Origin of the sequence: Bradyrhizobium dasycarpum (genome assembly GCF_042019905.1) — a bacterium.
Taxonomy (GTDB): Bacteria; Pseudomonadota; Alphaproteobacteria; order Rhizobiales; family Xanthobacteraceae; genus Bradyrhizobium; species Bradyrhizobium japonicum_B.
Map to the genome: position 1 here is coordinate 4556136 of NZ_CP169574.1, position 16824 is coordinate 4572959.

Annotated in this window: 14 protein-coding genes; 1 reads left to right on the forward strand and 13 read right to left on the reverse strand. The window is 57.1% G+C overall.

Annotated features, from left to right (window positions below; all coding sequences use genetic code 11):
* The first annotated feature begins 35 nt into the window (after nucleotides 1-35).
* Nucleotides 36-593: a hypothetical protein gene (locus tag ACETMP_RS21840; protein WP_375157812.1), complete on the forward strand. Its 558-nt coding sequence runs from the start codon at nucleotides 36-38 to the stop codon at nucleotides 591-593.
* A gap of 746 nt (nucleotides 594-1339) precedes the next feature.
* On the opposite strand, the gene ACETMP_RS21845 is transcribed toward ACETMP_RS21840, so the two are convergent.
* The 13 genes from ACETMP_RS21845 to ACETMP_RS21905 form a co-directional block, all read right to left on the reverse strand.
* Nucleotides 1340-1879 carry a DUF4863 family protein gene (locus ACETMP_RS21845; protein ID WP_375157813.1) on the reverse strand — a complete coding sequence of 180 codons (540 nt, stop codon included), beginning with the start codon at nucleotides 1877-1879 and terminating at the stop codon, nucleotides 1340-1342.
* A 23-nt stretch (nucleotides 1880-1902) separates the two neighbouring features.
* Nucleotides 1903-2631 carry a nitroreductase gene (locus tag ACETMP_RS21850; RefSeq protein ID WP_375157814.1) on the reverse strand — a complete coding sequence of 243 codons (729 nt, stop codon included), beginning with the start codon at nucleotides 2629-2631 and terminating at the stop codon, nucleotides 1903-1905.
* Nucleotides 2632-3572: 941 nt separating this feature from the next.
* On the reverse strand, nucleotides 3573-4211 hold the full coding sequence (locus tag ACETMP_RS21855) for an HD domain-containing protein (RefSeq protein ID WP_375157815.1): 639 nt from the start codon (nucleotides 4209-4211) through the stop codon (nucleotides 3573-3575).
* Nucleotides 4212-5041: 830 nt separating this feature from the next.
* Complete coding sequence (locus ACETMP_RS21860) at nucleotides 5042-5803, reverse strand: HD domain-containing protein (RefSeq protein WP_375157816.1); 762 nt, start codon at nucleotides 5801-5803, stop codon at nucleotides 5042-5044.
* 57 nt (nucleotides 5804-5860) lie between these two features.
* A complete protein-coding gene (locus ACETMP_RS21865; protein WP_375157817.1) occupies nucleotides 5861-6247 on the reverse strand; it encodes a DUF302 domain-containing protein in 387 nt (128 codons plus the stop codon).
* Nucleotides 6248-7130: 883 nt separating this feature from the next.
* Nucleotides 7131-8384, reverse strand: coding sequence for a c-type cytochrome (locus ACETMP_RS21870; protein WP_375157818.1), 1254 nt, complete (start codon nucleotides 8382-8384; stop codon nucleotides 7131-7133).
* Complete coding sequence (locus ACETMP_RS21875) at nucleotides 8377-10155, reverse strand: GMC family oxidoreductase (protein ID WP_085352492.1); 1779 nt, start codon at nucleotides 10153-10155, stop codon at nucleotides 8377-8379. Before ACETMP_RS21875 ends, ACETMP_RS21870 begins: the two co-directional genes overlap by 8 nt.
* Before the next feature lies 1 nt (nucleotide 10156).
* Entirely contained in the window at nucleotides 10157-10885 is a 729-nt protein-coding gene (locus ACETMP_RS21880; protein WP_375157819.1) for a gluconate 2-dehydrogenase subunit 3 family protein, read from the reverse strand.
* 21 nt (nucleotides 10886-10906) lie between these two features.
* Entirely contained in the window at nucleotides 10907-11419 is a 513-nt protein-coding gene (locus ACETMP_RS21885; RefSeq protein WP_375157820.1) for a Dps family protein, read from the reverse strand.
* A gap of 706 nt (nucleotides 11420-12125) precedes the next feature.
* A complete protein-coding gene (locus ACETMP_RS21890; protein ID WP_375157821.1) occupies nucleotides 12126-13625 on the reverse strand; it encodes an ATP-binding protein in 1500 nt (499 codons plus the stop codon).
* 179 nt (nucleotides 13626-13804) lie between these two features.
* The gene (locus ACETMP_RS21895; RefSeq protein WP_375157822.1) at nucleotides 13805-14659 is read right to left on the reverse strand and encodes a DAHL domain-containing protein; all 855 of its coding nucleotides are present in this window, start codon (nucleotides 14657-14659) and stop codon (nucleotides 13805-13807) included.
* Entirely contained in the window at nucleotides 14656-15627 is a 972-nt protein-coding gene (locus ACETMP_RS21900) for a cytochrome-c peroxidase (protein ID WP_375161958.1), read from the reverse strand. Before ACETMP_RS21900 ends, ACETMP_RS21895 begins: the two co-directional genes overlap by 4 nt.
* 500 nt (nucleotides 15628-16127) lie before the next feature.
* Entirely contained in the window at nucleotides 16128-16820 is a 693-nt protein-coding gene (locus ACETMP_RS21905; RefSeq protein ID WP_375157823.1) for a response regulator, read from the reverse strand.
* Between the last annotated feature and the right edge of the window lie 4 nt (nucleotides 16821-16824).

Sequence of the window (16824 nt, forward strand, 5' to 3'; positions counted from 1 at the left end):
AAATAGAACAAACGATTCCTGCCGCGACGGTCCGCTTGGCCAAACTGCCGCAACTGCCCGTCTATTATTATCTCGACCATTTCGCCGAAATGCTCGGGTTCGTGCAGCGAACGTACGAACCCGTTCTTGGCCCGGATCATCACGCTTTCATCGCGCGCTTCGAGGGCTTTTCGAGAGATGCCCGATGCCTGTTGATCCCCATGATCAACCGGCGTGGTGCGATATTCAATCGGTCCCTGTTCGACTACCCCGAGATCGAAGATATCGAGCAGGCGACGTCGGATCTGATGATGGTCGGTCATGCCCGGGGGATCGGTGAAATCGACTATGCAGGGTTCGTCGCGTGTCTTCCCAAAGATGTCCTCTTCACCGGTGCACAGGCGGCTGGGCGCAAAGACGTCCGCAAGTCCCGGGCCAAAGCCAAGTTCACCGACTATTATCTCGAACAGATCCCATTTTCGACGGCCGCGCAGCACTGCGGCGCGCGGAAATATCGCTCTCGACGGCACGCGGCCAATCGAATTCCTGCTCTAGGGGCGTGGCGATTTTTGAGCACCTCGAAGGGTTCACCGTCCTATCATAACGCTCTTTAAGACGGCCGAGTCTCCGTTTCGCAGAACGTGACCTTCTTCGGCGATTTCGTATCGTAGTCACGCTCCGCTGGAACGGAGGCTTTTCGCTATTTCCCGCAACGCGTCCTCTCGGCATCTGCGAATCTGCTCGACGGGGGCGTGTTTCCGTCGTCCGTAAGTCCAGGTCTGCGACGATAGATTTCGTACTCCCAGCGTCAGCGGGACGAAGTGATCGGGTTACTCGATTTCGAAAGTCGCGTAGGTTTCGTAATGGTTCTCCCGGCCGAAATTGAGTTGCTCCAGCAAATGCTTCTCCCGATCGAAAAACCGGAGGAGACCGGCTAGGCCTTCGATGACGTTGTGCCCTCTCCCAAGACCGAGATCTAGATCGACCAGGGGAGTGGATGACGCACCAGACGGGCGCGACCCGCCTTCGAAGCCGCAGGTCAGCCGCCGCCAAAGTAGGCGCGACGATCTTACCAATCATCTCCACCACCAGCATCCCAACCTCGGCTTCCATGACTCGATGGAAGCCACTGTGGACCCTTATCCCGGGGTCCCGATTGGATGCCGATCACCCCGAAAACGGGGTCCTTATTCCATGCCGAAACACAAAAGGAGAGCGTAAGCGGACACCGAACGAATGGCCACGCCGAGCATATACGCTGGCTTGCATATAGGCTGGCCGACAGGCGTTGTGGTGATTGCCCTAGGAGTAAGCACGGCTAGACGGTGACGAATGCCTCACCCGCCAACCTGCGGCGTTATCAGTCCGGAGCCCTGAAATCGTACGAGATGCGTCCGGCCGGCAGATAGAATAACGCGATCACCGCGCCTCCTCTGACCTCGGGATAGTGCCGACTTCCTGGATCGGGCGCCGTCCAGCCAGGGCCTTGCCAGCCCTGCAAACCCTTCAACTCCGCGCCCTTGGTCAATGGCACCACAAGATTGAGCTCACCATACGGGTGCCCGTGATACTGTCCGCGCAAGACCTCGCGGTCATCCTCATCCTTAAACCGTTGCGGGTCGGTGCTGTTCATGTAAACGGCCGTGATGCTGAACTGGAACGTTTCCGGCGTCGGCTCCAGGATGCGGCTGCGCCGGTAGTTCGGGCCATCCACCTCCTGGTTGGCCGCCCAGCCCTCCTCGATCCCGATTTTGATCAACCGAGCGAGATCCTGATAGAGCGCACTAGTCTCGCCGTACGTCTCGTTGAGCCAACGCTCCATCTTGGCTCCCGGCGTCATGTCCTTGACTTCGCGGAGAAACGGAATACTGCGCTGAACCAATTCTTCTCGATTTCCCATGGTGATCTCCTCTTCCAATATTTTTACGATTCGAAACCCAGGAACGTTGCGAACTCGTCAATATCCGCCCTGGGCATCAGTCTTTCCTGACTCTCAACATTGGCTTTCCCGATCGAGATGCCGCACACGACGATCTGCTCCGCTGGAATGGCGAGCATGTTGCGCAAAATCCGGTGATACTTCGAAAACGTCTCCTGAGGACAGGATTGAAGCCCACGTCCTGCCGCGGCGAGCATCACGTTCTGTACGAACATTCCGAGATCGAGCCAGCTTCCAACTTCCAGCCGGCGGTCGATGGTCACGATGAATCCGACCGGCGCGCCGAAAAACGTGTAGTTTTTTCCAGTTTGTCTGCTTCGAGCTTCGGAATCGGCTCTCGCAATTCCGAGCGAATCGTAAAAGAGCCGTCCGAATTCGTGCCGTCGCTTAAGATACGGCTCGGGCAAGTCGCTGGCGTAATACTTGTATTCGGACACGTGCTCTTCCGGCGACATTTCGTGCGCTTCCACCAAAGCTGCCGATACGCTGTCTTTTGCGGCGCCTGTCAGCACATAGACGTGCCAAGGCTGGATGTTCGCACCACTTGGTGCGAACCGCGCCACACGAAGGATCTCCTCGATGATCGACCGCCGGACGGGGGCATCGGAGAACTCGCGGCACGCAAACCGCCCAGCCAGGAGTTCGTCCGTGGGGTGCCGCGCAGCCGAGCACTCCTCCTGTGCGCCAATCACGGCAGCATCGAGCGCGGACATCCAACCTCCATAGTTTCAAGGCGACGGGAACACGCACAAAAGCTTTGTTGCTGTTTCCTTGGGCGGCTGACTTGGAACAGATACATCTCACGGAAACTCTACATCACAGCGGGCATGGCCATTGGTCATGAAGTTGTTCAGGGCGTTTCACCCGATTTGTTGAGGCGGCGGGTCCATCCAGCGTACCGGCGTACTCGATGGAACGTCGCGGACGAAGACGACAAACACCGGCTTGCTTCCGCTCGCGCGTGATCGCAAAATCGGCGGCCCTTTCACGCGCGGATTCCCTCGAACCTTCGTTCTCGATCTTTACAGTCCGACGTCGTGCCTGCATTGGTGTTCACCCGGGGACGAGTCGACTGAGCGTGCCAAAATCTTCTGCTTGCAAATCGTCCATGAGCACCTGCGCCGCGATCATTGAGCGCCGTCCCCTTTGTCCTCATAGAGCGAGGACATATCACTCAGCGACGCCAGATCGGCCTGCCCGTCCTTGCGCACAGACCTCGCTGTTACTGCCGGAGCCGAGAGGCGAGGACTACCTTCAAATTGAGCTCGATCGCCTTGGACTCCATCAATTCACCTCTCCAAGAGAGGATAGAATAGTAACGCTATCCTTCCCCTGCGGAAGTGAAACGATTGCATAATAATCCTGAAGCGCGTTCAAGTCGCTCGCCACGATCGCAAAGCTGGACTTGGCTCTTTCGACGGCATCTCATCCGCGGTCGCGGTGCGCTTTGTAAAGTAGGACATGCACAAAGGACTATTCGCGACCGGTACAAGCATGTGAGGGATCAGGAGCACTTGGATTTGGGTGACATCCCCCCAGAGCGGCACGGTCGGCCCGATTAGTTCAGTGCGCGCCTCCAACGATCGGCCGGTGGTCGGGCCAAGACAGCGCCGGGGAAGAGGTGTCAATCCGGTGTTGCTGATAGCTTTGCCTGTCAACCGGGCCAGCGCGAGGATCGAATGACGTCGCAGAAATTGCCGCGATGAAAATGCGGGTCCTTGTCGGCGATGACATCGGCATTGACGTTGCCAAAGGTGGTCTCCGCCTTATGCTTGTTACCATCGTAGAAGGCCTGGATGATCTCCTCCTTGAATTGCGGCGGTCGGGGAAAGAGCGTAACAACTTCGTCTCGGTACACGTGCTGGAATTCCTCGTAGGCGATTCCCAGCACGTCCATCTCCACGCCGGCGGTGACGAGCGCGACGACTGGATGCATGTGGACCGGAATACCCGGCGTCGTATGCAGGGCTATCGCAGTCCACACAAGCTCGATGTCGCTTGGCGCGACGCCACGACCTCTGAGAAAGTCGCGTGCAGCATTTGCGCTATCCACCTCGAAGCGCTCCATTTGGCTGGAGTGCTTGGAAGTCAGGCCCATGTCGTGGAACATGGCGCCCGCATAGAGCAATTCGCGGTCGAAGTTGAGACCGCGGCGCCGGCCGGTCAGCGCACCAAAGTAATAGACGCGATTGGAATGATTGAAGAGCAAGGTCGATTCGGTGTCGCGAACGAGTTCGGTGATCTCGCGACAAAGCTTGCTGTCGGGAACAGTGATTCCGTCGATTGCAGTCATTGGTAACTCCGTTGTTCAGTGGTTCTGGCGTGTCACCGGCACAAACGAGGCGGCCCGTCGATCATTTCTCAGTCCCTGGCCCAGAACGAAGGGCAATTGGCATTTGGATTCCGGTTGAACCAATGCATAGCCCGCAAACTGCACTGAGAATGTACGCAGAATAGAGAGCAACTGTAAGTGAATTGATCTCAGCTCCCAAATGCACGGTTCGCAGATGTCGATCACGCCAACAGACCGCTGCAAGACGAGTTAAGAGAACGACGATCAAGGCCGCTCATTGCCGCCGAAATGATCTCATTTGCGTCGTCGCACTGCCACGCCAAGCATCGCTCCTAAGGCTCTTTGACGAAAAACCCACGGGTCGAGCGAACAACAGCAAGCGATGCACACTCAAGCAATCTGACAAAACAAGGTGAGGCACGTTGAACGAGAGTGTTTGCGGAAAGAACGCAATCGCCGTTGTGGTGACGAGTTCACCTGCCGCGAACGTCCGCACGTACTGCCGCGCAGGCGCTCGCTTCATCCTGGAACAGAAACTATTCAAGAAGCAGCAATGTCGGGGCCGCGATGCCCGGACACATCGATCACTGACGGCGGAATTTCCTTCCGCCCTTCCTTCCAAGCGAGCCGCCTCGTCCTTCCGCAGAAGCCCGCTCATCTTGCCGCGCCCAAGCCGACCTCGATGCGGGTGCAAAAGGCTTCTTACCGATTCTTCACGCGATCACGCCTTACTCGCCAAGCGGGTGCGCATCGACAGACTCGAGCCTGCACCAACTCTACAGGACTGGAAACCAACTACTCTTATCCGCCGGCTCAAGGGACAGCCTCGGTCATCGTCCGGTTGCCCAGGGCGCGTTCCGCATTAAACTGCTGAAGTCCCTGCGCCGAAAATTAGGATCCTTGTAGGCCAATACATCAGCCAAACCCGTGCCTTGAGTTGTTTCGGGCCGGTGCTTGAGGCTGTCATAGAGGGTCTGCAGGAAGCCTTCGGCGAATTCCGGCGGACGCGGGTAAGCCAATTCGACAGCGCTTCGCTGCTCCGCACTAAAATCGTTAAAGCCGGCGCCAACAAGGTCCATGTTAGCTGCTTCGGCCAGGAGTGCTGCGATCGGGTACAGATGCGGGGAAATCCCATTTGTGGTATGCAGCGCGATTGCCAGCCAGACCTTTTGGCGATCATCTTCCGACATACCTTCGCTCTGCAAAAATGCACGTGCGGCGTTCGCGCCGTCCACTTCATAGCGCAAGTGGCTTTGGCCGTAGCCTGCAGTCAGTCCGTAGTCATGGAACATCGCCGCTACGAAGAGCAGCTCCGGATCAAACATCAGGGCCTTGCGCTTTCCGGCCAAGGCAGCCCAACAGTAAACGCGCATGGAGTGCTGAAAGAGTAACTCGCCTTCACTACTGCGGATCAGCTGAACTGCGTCGCGAACCAACTTGGTGTCGGGCAATGTAATCCCCGAAACGTCAATAATCTTCGGAGGTTCCCCCGCTGCCGCGGGCATTGCGGTTTCGGCTTGGCTCCTCGGCACCGATGCGATTCCGACCATGATCGCAAAGGCGGCGCAGGTGAGAGTGGTACTAAGCTTCATGACGTGCTCCATCTGCAGTCGAATGAGGCATCTACGTTTGGACTAGGACTGTGTCCCTCAGCCGTTCGCAGAGCTTGCTATCAAGGCATTAGCGATTGTGCGCTCCACGGGAGCGAGCTTTTGCCCCATTCCTGCTACGAGTCCGTGCTTTCCTTCCAAGCTGGCGGCGGGATTGTAGGTGACATAGGTTTTCCCATGCTCCCCCTCTCGGACAAGTAGCCGCAGCGGAAGCTCTAGCGCGAAGTCCGGAGCGCTCAGCATCAGAGGAGTGCCGCTGCGCGGATCACCGTAGATGAGCACGGTTGTCGGCGGCATAACCATTTCGACAGACTGAGCTGCGCCGCGGTGATCGATAGTGGCGAAGATCCTGAAGCCCCTGGCTTCAAGGGTTGATCGCAAGCGAGCGAGCGTAACAGCAAATGGGTAACTACTTTCGAGTCTCACGGCTTTCTCTCTTCCAGTGCTTGCGACAGCTAACCAAGCAAGGGGCAGATAATGAAACAAGCTGCAAACAGTCTGAGCTATCCGCAGCCAGAAGGAAGTGAAAGAAGTGCAATCGATGCATGAGTATGCTGCACCTCCGCGATACAGCCTCCATACCGATGCGAAGCCAGACGGCTGACCGGGATGGTTAAAAGCCGTCAGTTCGCCTAGTTCATCGCGAAAGCGGCGCGCTGATGACGATGAGAACGCGTGACTTGTGCAGCTATACTCGTGGTGCAGCCAAGGAGAACGCCGCGCTTGGCCGCACATAGCCCATGGGTCGAATCTCTAAACTAAAACAAGAGCGTGGTCGCGATTGTGAAGCCCACTTCTAAAGAACGCAAAAATTCGACGCGCAGGATCCCACTATTCATCCGACGGCCATTGAGCGTCCTTGCCCGCTGATCGCGATTCCATAATTGCCCGCGCTATTGACCGCGGCGTCAATGCCCTCACGAGCTTTCTCTGCAATGTCGAATAAAACAGATACCGCGTCTGCTTCGCTACACATCACGCTCGGCCTACCCTCCTCCGAGCCGGTCAAACCTAGACGCTAGAGCTTCAGCCTCAGCTCTGTTCCCAAGCTCGTCTGTTCAGACCGGGAAAACATGCGGTTACTTATCGTCGGGACGCTTTAATGGCCATCAATCCACTTCCAGGTCACTGGATCGTGCAACGGGTCGGCGCCGGCCGAGAGGCGTTCGTCCAAGGTGCTGGAGAGAAATTGTACCAAGTCAGTATCAGCGCGTTCCACCCAGCTGAATTGGGTTGCGAACTCGTCTAACTTGAAGCGCCTGCGCGTTTGCTGCGATCGACATCGCTGAGAGATGCCGTTGAACCTCGGTTAGTCGGCGCGCGACGTCACCTGCGACCGCACTCGAGTGACATCCCTAGCTTCAATGGCAGGAGAAGCAGATCCCCAGCTATTTCTCACGTAATTGAGAACCGCTGCGATCTGGTGATCGTCGAGCTGTCCACCGTACGATGGCATACCTGGAGCGGTCGGCTCGGCTTTGGTGCTTACGCTACGCGCACCCCGAAGCAATATCCGGATCACTGTGGTGGGGTCATCTGAGCGAGCTATCGCGGACGCGCCAAGCGAAGGAAAGAGATAGGCGACGCCTTTGCCTTCAATGCCGTGACAGGCGGAGCACTGGTCACGATAGATAGCTTTGCCCGCGGTCATCATGTCGCCATCGGCTGACGAGGGCGCCCTTCCCTCCGAACCTTTGCCTGGCAGCGATTTCAAGTATTTGGCTATCGCGATCGTGTCCGCATCCGTCATCTTGGATGTGGAGAGCTCGACGGCTTCTGCCATCGGCCCGGTCGCAGCGGAAAAGCGATTGTGTCCTGTCTTTAAGTAGAGCACGACATCCTCGGCTGTCCAGCTGCCCAATCCTGTACGAGGGTCGTTGGTAATATCTGGTGCCGACCAGCCCTGGAGATTCGCGCCCTGCAGGTACTTATCCTTCTGGTCGCCTCCCAGTATGGTCTTGGGCGTATGACAGGCGCCGCAATGCGCGGGCCCGTCAACAATGAACTTGCCGCGATTCCATTCTTCCGATTTCGCTGGGTCAGCGTCATATTCGGCGGCCGTGAAGTAGAGCTTGTTCCACACTGCCATCAGAGAGCGGACATTAAACGGAAACGGGAGCGTATTCGGATTGCGCGATTGACGAACTGGTTCGAGCGAGCCGAGATAGGCTCGAATGGCCAGAACGTCGTCGCTCGACATCCGACTATACGCATTGTAAGGCATGGCCGGATAAAGATGCATTCCCGTCCATCCGATGCCTCGTCTGAGCGCGTCATCAAATTGCTTGTCGCTCCACGCCCCGATGCCAGTCTCGAGGTCCGGTGTAATATTGGGCGATACAATTTTTCCAAATGGCGTTTCGATCGGGCGACCACCAGCGAATGGCTTGCCACCGCGAACCGTATGACAACCGCCGCAGTCCGATAGGATCGAGAGGTAACGTCCCCGTTCGATCACAGTGAATTCTTGCTGGTCGGCCGAGCCGGCATATGCGTCGCAGACCAGGATGGCTGAAAGAAGGATTGCCAGTCCGAAAGCTGGAGCGCGATGATCTCTATACATCGAGGAGCCTTCCAGGGCTCTTAAGGTACTGACTCCGGATCGCAGCGGCCGACCAGTAAGCAAGCGCTCCCACCGTGAGCGTGGGATTGTAGCCGGCGTTCTGCGGAAACGCGCTTGCGCCCATGACAAACAGGTTTGGCACGTCCCAGCTCTGCAAATAGCGATTCAGAACGCTGGTCTTGGGGTCGGTGCCCATCACTGCGCCGCCGTTGAGGTGCGTCGTCTGATAGGCCGTGATATCATAGGGGGCTGTGCGATACTGGACCGCCAGCTTCTCTGCTCCCATAGTTTTGATGATTTCCGCGAACTTGTCGGTCAGAAATTTATTTTGCTTGATCTCATTTTCCTTGAGATCCATCGTAATCCGCATCAGTGGACGTCCGAAGCGGTCTTTATAGGTCGGATCAAGATCGAGGTAGATGTCGCGGTAGGCGTAGAAGCTTCCGTGCACGCCGGCGCCAGGCTTCACGGTGCTGAGATAGTTATCCTTGACTGCCTTCTTCCAATCGACTCCCCATTTGGGCGTCCCTGGCGGCACCAATGTACTCTCGATCGGACGGGCACCTGTCTGCACCTGCCCAACATAACCACCTCCGACAAAGCCAAGCGGTCCATGATCGAAGTTATCGCCGTTGAATTCGTCGATGCACATGCCGATCGATCCCGACCCGATGAAAGGATTGAAATTGAACTTTTTGTTATCGAAAAACCCATTCACGGTTGACACCGTCTGGTGTGTGTAATTACGCCCCACGACCCCCGTGTTCGTGACGGGGTCGTAGGGTTGGCCGATCTTGGAATGCAGAAGAAGCTGGACGTTGAACAAAGCATAGGCAGATAGGATCACCAGATCCGCCGGTTGCTCCCACTCATCTCCGCTAGAGTCCACGAATGTCACGCCGGTCGCATGCTTGCCTGCACGGTCGAGATTGATTCGAATGACCTCCGAATTGTCTCGCAGGCTGAAGTTCGACTTCCGAATGAGATATGGCAGTATGGTGGTTTGTGGACTTGCTTTCGAGTAGTTGCTGCAGCCAAACCACTCGCAAAACCCGCAATAAGTGCATGGTCCAAGCCGCATACCCAATGGATTTGTGTACGCCCGGGAAAGATTGCCGGAAGGCTGCGGAAATGGCTTATAGCCCAGCTCGCGGGCGGCTTTGCCGAATAACGTATGGCTGAAGGGCTGTTGCTGCGCCGGAGTCGGATAGGGACGTGACCGCGGCCCCTCGAACGGATTGCCGGCGTCCTGAATTTCGCCCCCCAGATTTCCTGCGGTGCCCGACGTGCCGCAAAGATACTCGAAGCGGTCGTAATGCGGCTCAAGATCGTCGTAAGTCACGCCCCAATCCTGAATAGTCATATCAGACGGCAGAAACGACTTACCATAGCGGTCAGTGAGGTGTGTCTTCAGCACGAAGTCGCTCGGCAAAAAGCGCCACATCTCGCCATTCCAATGGACGCCGCCGCCGCCGACACCGTTCGGCGGCATAAAAGCGCCCCAGCTCCGGATTGGAAGAGCAGTCTGGCTCATCCTGTTACGAAATGTGAATGTTAGCTGATCTGGGCGCAGGAACAGCTCGTGGCGAATGCGATAGCGAAGCTCGTCCTGCATGTAGGTTGGCGGAAAGTCTGTCGGGGCGTCACGCCAAGGACCGCGCTCGATGGCAATGACATCCAACCCCTCGTCAGTGAGCTCGTTCGCCATTATCGCCCCGGTCCAACCGAAACCGACAACGACGACGTCTTTTCTGGGAAGCCTTTTGACCATGCTACGACCTCGTCCACTCGGCGTTGCCGGTAATCCCCACTGGCGGGAGAGGAAAGCGCTCGTTGTGGCGATTGACCCAGTCGAGGTAATTGTAGCGGGCGCCAGGGTACCCAATCATTTTCCATCCAGCCATGTCTCGGTTTCCGCCATAGATTGGGTCTGCAAAGAACCCCATCTGTACGTCCTTGACTGTCTGTTCGAAGAACGACTTTCCATCGACGCCTTGAAGCTTCAGTTCGCCGGCTTCTATAACTTCCAGGAACACGATCCGTTCGTCAGCAGGAAGATCGGCGAACGCTCTTCCGCCGTAACGTTCCTTGCAGACGCTATCAATCGCAGCCAACCCGGCCCTGTAAGTTTCTGCTGGTCCCATGTCCGACTGATGGCCCTGATTTTTGGCGCCAGACAGAAACGGCGGCCGCTGATAAAGCCCCTCCTGCCTGCCGTAGGGTCCTGCCAACTGGCGGTCGATGAAGACAGCGCAGCCCGCATCCTTTCCACCCGGCGTCTGTAAGTCTGACGGAATGATGGTGTCGGCAAGTGCCTCCATTGCGCGGCCCTCGTCGCCGGTAAAGAATTCCCAGGGCCCCAATTTGAAAGGCCGCGGTGGAGCGCCAGCATTTGGGGCCCAGGGCAGTCGACCAGCTATTGTCGCAGCTCTGACACCGGTTACGGTGAACAGCAGAGTGGCTGCCCCCGCAAGAAGATCCCTGCGACGAACGTCTGTCATGTATCGCCCCTTTTGTGCCGCTCACTTGCGCGAACATTCAAACAGGAACCAAATTCGCTTTTCGGCCTCGTCGATCCAATTCTCTAGCGCGCTTGCGGACGCAACATCTTCGTTTCGCTCGCAGAGAGTATGAGCATGCAGCATAAATTCCCGGAGCCGGAGGTTGTCAGCCCGCAGCTCGCTCAGCATCGCACCTGGGGAGAGCTCCTGGACATCAGAGTCCTTAAGCCGCTGCCGGCGGGCGACTTCGCCCACCGACCGAATCGTCTGACCGCCGATTTTGCGGCATCGTTCAGCCACCGCATCGACCATCGCGAACACCTGGTCGGCTTGCTCGTCCAGTAGCAGGTGATAGTCCCGAAAGTGGGGCCCCGACATGTGCCAATGAAAGTTCTTAGTTTTCACATACAACGCGAAAATGTCTGCAAGTATGTTTGTCAGCGCACCGCTGATATCAACAACAACGTCCGAAGGAAGGCTTTGCTCGACACCAATGACAGCAGAAGCACTTCTGGATCCTAGTGTGGTGCCCATCTCAATTCCTCTTTCGTTGTTCACCTCGCCACCGTGGTATGCGCCTTCATCGGCATAGTCAGAAGTGAAACTCCTTCACTGGCGAGATGACGTGATTGCAGTCAACTGCAGCGCCATATTTTTCTGGAGCTCTCGCGCAAAAAGCCGCCCGTCGCGTCCAAGGCGCGACGGGCAAGAGTCAGGGAGGAGTTACCAGCAACGCAGGTCGACCACCTCGATGCAAGTGCACTGTATTCAGGACGCGAATGACTAGGTCGAGATCAGTGGCGCATGGACGTGATCGCACTGTCTACCAGCATCGATACGGCTTGGTGATAGGCCACCGAACGGGCTGCCGCTTCCGCGCTCTTACGTGAGACTCGCGATTCCTACGGACTCACAAGGTCGTCGCAAACCGAAATCGATATCGTCTGGGCCGCCATTGCGCTGCACGCGACCTGCTATCCGACTGCACATGCATCCGGTGGCAGCCCTCGTTAAGACTGGGGTCGAAATGGATGTGCTGGGATTGGGTACGATGAATTCTCCGATGCACAGCGCCTCGAAATTGCTTCCGAACACCCGCGCACGCCGCGTTTCGAAACGATATTATCGATACGCTCTATAGCGGAATAAAGCACAAGCCCAATACGACATCCAATAGTGTCAAAGCCGACGTTCTCGCGAACAAGGGATCCCAATTCTACGCCCATCAATTTCTGCAGCGTCATTCGGCATTCAAGCTGGGACGGATAGCGGATCTCGGGGTAATCGCCCGCCCAACTGAGTCTGCTGGTCCGCCGGCATTTGAGAACTGAGACAGGGCGGCCGCGATCTCTTCTGTAAGCATCGGCCAGCGCACCACGTCTGAGATACCGGCAGCCAACAATTTGTCGGCGTCTATGTCGGATGAAGACCTCGCTGCAACAATAATCGGTGTGGCAGGGAGCGCCTCGTGGAGGTCGTTGGCGACTTCAAGGGAGTAATCCAAAGAGCCAAGTTGCCCCACCACCACGAAGTCGAAGCGATCCGGGCATGCCTGGCATGCCTGTATTGCCGCCTCTGCCGTCAAAAACCCTACCGCTTCGTAGCCCAATGCGGCAAGCTTCTCCTCTTCTCCAAGCAACCGATCCTTGTCAGGCCCTATGACCATGACGACCTCCCCTTGGCCGGGGATGTGAGCCTTCACCCGCTCTTTAGCTGACGGACCGGCCGGCGCAGTGGAGACGCTGGCAGGCAACCAAACCTCAAACCTGCTTCCCTCACCCGGGAGGCTCTCAACATTGATCCCACCACCGTGTTCGCGGACGATCTCGCGTACTGTGGCAAGCCCGAGCCCATTGCCATCTAGCTTCGTGGTGAAGAAAGGTTCAAATAGGCGATCGAGTACGGTCCCATCCATCCCAACTCCCGCGTCAACCACGGAAATCCTGACATAATCGCCGGGCTCGATCTCATCGTGGCTGAGGGAACTCGCGCTCGCAATTTGGCGAAGTTCGACATCGACTTGAATAGGGCCCGTGCCTGCCATTGCGCTCGCAGCGTTCCGGCAGAGGTTCATGAGGACCTGCTGCAACTGAGCAGCCTCTCCATCGACAATCGCATCGCCAGCACTCGACGTCATCTTCAATTCCACTCCTGTGGCTAACGACAGTTGTAAAAGCGAGATCGTCTCCTCGATCAGATCAACAATGCTGACAGGCACCCGGCGGATCTCGCGGCATCGACCGAACACCAAAATTTGGCTGATCAGATCGCGCCCGCGTTCCGCGCTTTTCCGCATGCCACTGAGATGACGCGCCTTATCCGCCTGGCCCCCAACTAGCTCTTCCATCATCTCGGCATGTCCCAAAATGCCTCCAAGAATATTGTTGAAGTTATGGGCGATACCGCTCGTAAAGGTTCCGATCTTTTCCATTCGACTCGCATGCTGCACGCGCCTGTGAAGACGGACACGCTCCTCCTCAACAGACCTGCGGTCGATCGCATGGATAAATATGTCCAGCAACATCCGCAGTAAGACGAGTTCTCCGGATTTGGGAAGCGAGCCTTCTTGAGAAAGTACCTCAAGGCCTAACGCGATCAGTCTCCCGTCGCGATCAATGCCGGTCGTGCACGTCCATCCACTGATGCCGAGTGCCTCCAGAAGAGACTTGCTGCGCCCTGCAGGCAGACGGCTCACTTGCCGGACGCTGATCGCACAGTCTTCACCGTCTCGCATTTGCATTGCGATTTCCGGAGCCGCTTCCGGCCAGCCAGGTGGAAAAGGCGCTTCCGTCCGTTGCCAGAGGTATGGATTCGCCCTAGTTCCCGGCACCACGAGGTAAGCCCGATGACAGCCGACATGACGTGCGAATTCCGCTATGGCGTGTTGGATCTGTGTGTCGATGCCGTCTGGCTCCGCGTTTACAAACTGCATCGAAACGTCGGCGAGGAGGTGCTCAAGGTGACTCGCCTATGGAGGTCGTCCACAAGGGTTTTCAAACGCACTCCGAGCTGAACAAGGAAGCCCAGCAACACCAATGACGTGATATATAGCAGGGCTCTGTAAGATCGCGCCCTATTCCTGGAAGAGAGTTGGCGCAGCTGGATGAGCCGGCGAAGAGTGTTCAGGTCAGCCTTTTGGGCCAATACCATCGCCTCCTTCAACGAGGTGTCCACCGAGGGTAGGAGCCTGTGCAGTAGACTTCCATGCGCCAGTAGCGGCTGAACTGCAACAGATTGCCCGGTTCGTTCCGCTTGGCGCTTGAGATCCTCGAGCCGCATCGCCGCTTGGGCAATTGCGTCAGACGATGTGTCCAGAGAGAGGTGAAGAATTGCTGTCGCAGCAGCGCCGACCGCAACATCCAGCTCGCGCGACTCTGAACGGTTCGCAAACCGGGCAAAGAATGACAGCGAGTTACGAAGGACCGCGTTCTCGCGCTTGAACGATTCCACGAGTTGCTCCTCCCGATCAATCGACGTGCTTAAATGACTTATCGCGGTCCCGATCTGCCCATCGAATGACCCGATTTCCTGCAGGTGAGCGACTGAATGACGTAATGCATTCATCTCGTTCACAAGCGGGTCGTAGTTTCGCAATAGACCGATGCGCGTCGCAAGAAGATCCCGGTATAGGGTATCCTGAACGAGTCCGAGGTGATCGAGTTCGTCCAGCGCCCGATCGAATTGCTCCGCGTGAGGGTTGATTGCACGCCACGATAGCCAGGTGAGCAGCAGTAGAAGGCCGACAACGATAGTTACCGAGCGAGCGACGCTCATGGCGCGCTGCTCGCGACTGGCCTGCCCCTGAAGTTCCCTGTCAAGGTCTTCAGGAACGCTACGACTGAGCCAACCTGATCGTCGGTCAATATGCGGTCGAGTTGGGCGGCGGCCATTCGTTGGACGGCATCCTCGAGGGTCGGTGCGCTGCCATCATGAAAATACGGAGCGGTTACTTCCACATTGCGCAGACTAGGGACACGAACCTGCCTGGGCCCAGATAACACGAGGGGTACGAAGATCCCCTGGCGCGTAACTAAATTGGCTCCGACGTTGACCCCTTGATGGCACGAACTGCAGCCAAGCTCGTTGAACGTACTATAGCCCTGGATTTCGTCTGGGGTGAGAGCTGATGCGTCGCCCTGAAGCCATCGGTCGAAGCGGCTGCCAGGCGTAAGCAGCGACCCCTCAAACGTCGCAAGCGCATCAAGAACACTCTCGCTATTGATGGAGCCTCCATATGCCGCGCGGAATGCTTCGCTCAGGGCCCTATCTGCTCTCAGTTTCGAAACGGCTTCTTCGATAGTGCTGTGCATGCCCGAGGCGTCAGCTATCGACGCCGCGGCCTGCTCGGAAAGAGTGCGTGTATTTCCCTCCCATGTAAGGCGATAGCTCAATGCGGCGTTGAACACAGTCGGTGTGTCGAGATGCTTGGATCCTTCCAACTGCCTCTGATCGGGGTAAGCTCCATTCTTCGTAAGATCATGGCAGCTGGCGCAGGAAAGCCGTTCGTCGGCGGACAGTCGGGCATCGCCAAACAGTCTCTCGCCCAAGGCCAATTTGCGCGCGTCAACTTGGGGAGGCAGTGGAATGGGCGTGATTGGACCAGTGTCCCGCCATATCTCCGGAGAAAACGAAGCCCCGCTTCGCGGTGTCTGAGCGATCTCAAGGTGGACCAGCAAAGCTGATAGCGCCGCGACCGCAATCACGGGGATCAAGAGCATCTGCGGATTGCGCCAAATCATCATTTTCACGTGCCCCAACGCTTTGGGTGGGGGACCGCTCTGCCTTCTCGAGGCACCCATTTCCTCGAGACGAGTCTCGCATAGATGTGCTCGGCGGAAGCAAAAACGATATTGGCCACGGCGGACAAGCAGATTGCGAGTAACAGGTAGGGACGAGGCCCCGCAGCGAAGCACCCACACCGACAAGCAAAATATAAAAATTGTACCGATAACTGGGCTCGACCCGCCTCCATACTCCAGCTTGACAATACTTTTAATCGTGATCGACGATGTGGCAGCATTGACATGGTCGAATTGGCCTTCGTCAGTTTCCGCAAGCCCTCTACTGCCGAGCGACCAACAAACCTAAAATCTGCCCGCATATCTCTCTCCTAGTATCCGGATATACAGTCTCTGCGAGCCCTGTGTTTTCCAAGGATTACCGCGCGTCAAAAGACGGCTACATCGGCAACAGGTCCCGTCGCAGAACTCAGTCTTTCGCGGCCTATTCACTTCCACTCCAGCTAGAGCCGCTCCACAGCCAAAGCAAAGACATACCCAACACCCCGCTCGGTACGGATTATGGCGGGCGCGCTAGGGTCGGCTTCAAGCTTGCGGCGCAGTCGAAGCACCTGCACATCGATACTCCGGTCGTAAATATCCTCGTGGACGCGGGTTGCCTGCAGAAGATATTCGCGAGAGAGCGGCCTCTGCGGCGCATCAAGGAACGCTGTTAGCAGCGCGTACTCGCTCTTCGAGAGTGGAGTGTGTTCGCCGCAAGAGCTGGCCAGACGTCGAGTTCGCCTATCAAGCTGCCAGGTGCCAAAGCGCCAAAGGCCCTTCTCATCCCGTTTAGCCGGGACTGCGTCTCGGCGCCTGAGAACTGCTCTGATTCGCGCGAGGAGTTCTCGCAAGCCAAACGGCTTTGTTAGATAGTCGTCGGCTCCCAGTTCCAGCCCCACCACTCGGTCGATCTCGTCCCGCCGATGACCAGTCACAATGATGACTGGCACATCGGATTGCGCTCGGATCTCGCGCAACAGGTCTAGACCATCCTCGTATCCAAGGCGAAGATCGAGAACGACGATGTCCGGCCCGTGCCGCGCAAGGCTTCCGAGCACTTCCTCTCGTTGCGACGCCGAGGTTGTGCGGATGCCATTCTCTTCCAGATAGTTCGTGACCAGTTGCCGCATCGTCACGTCGTCTTCGACGACCATGCAT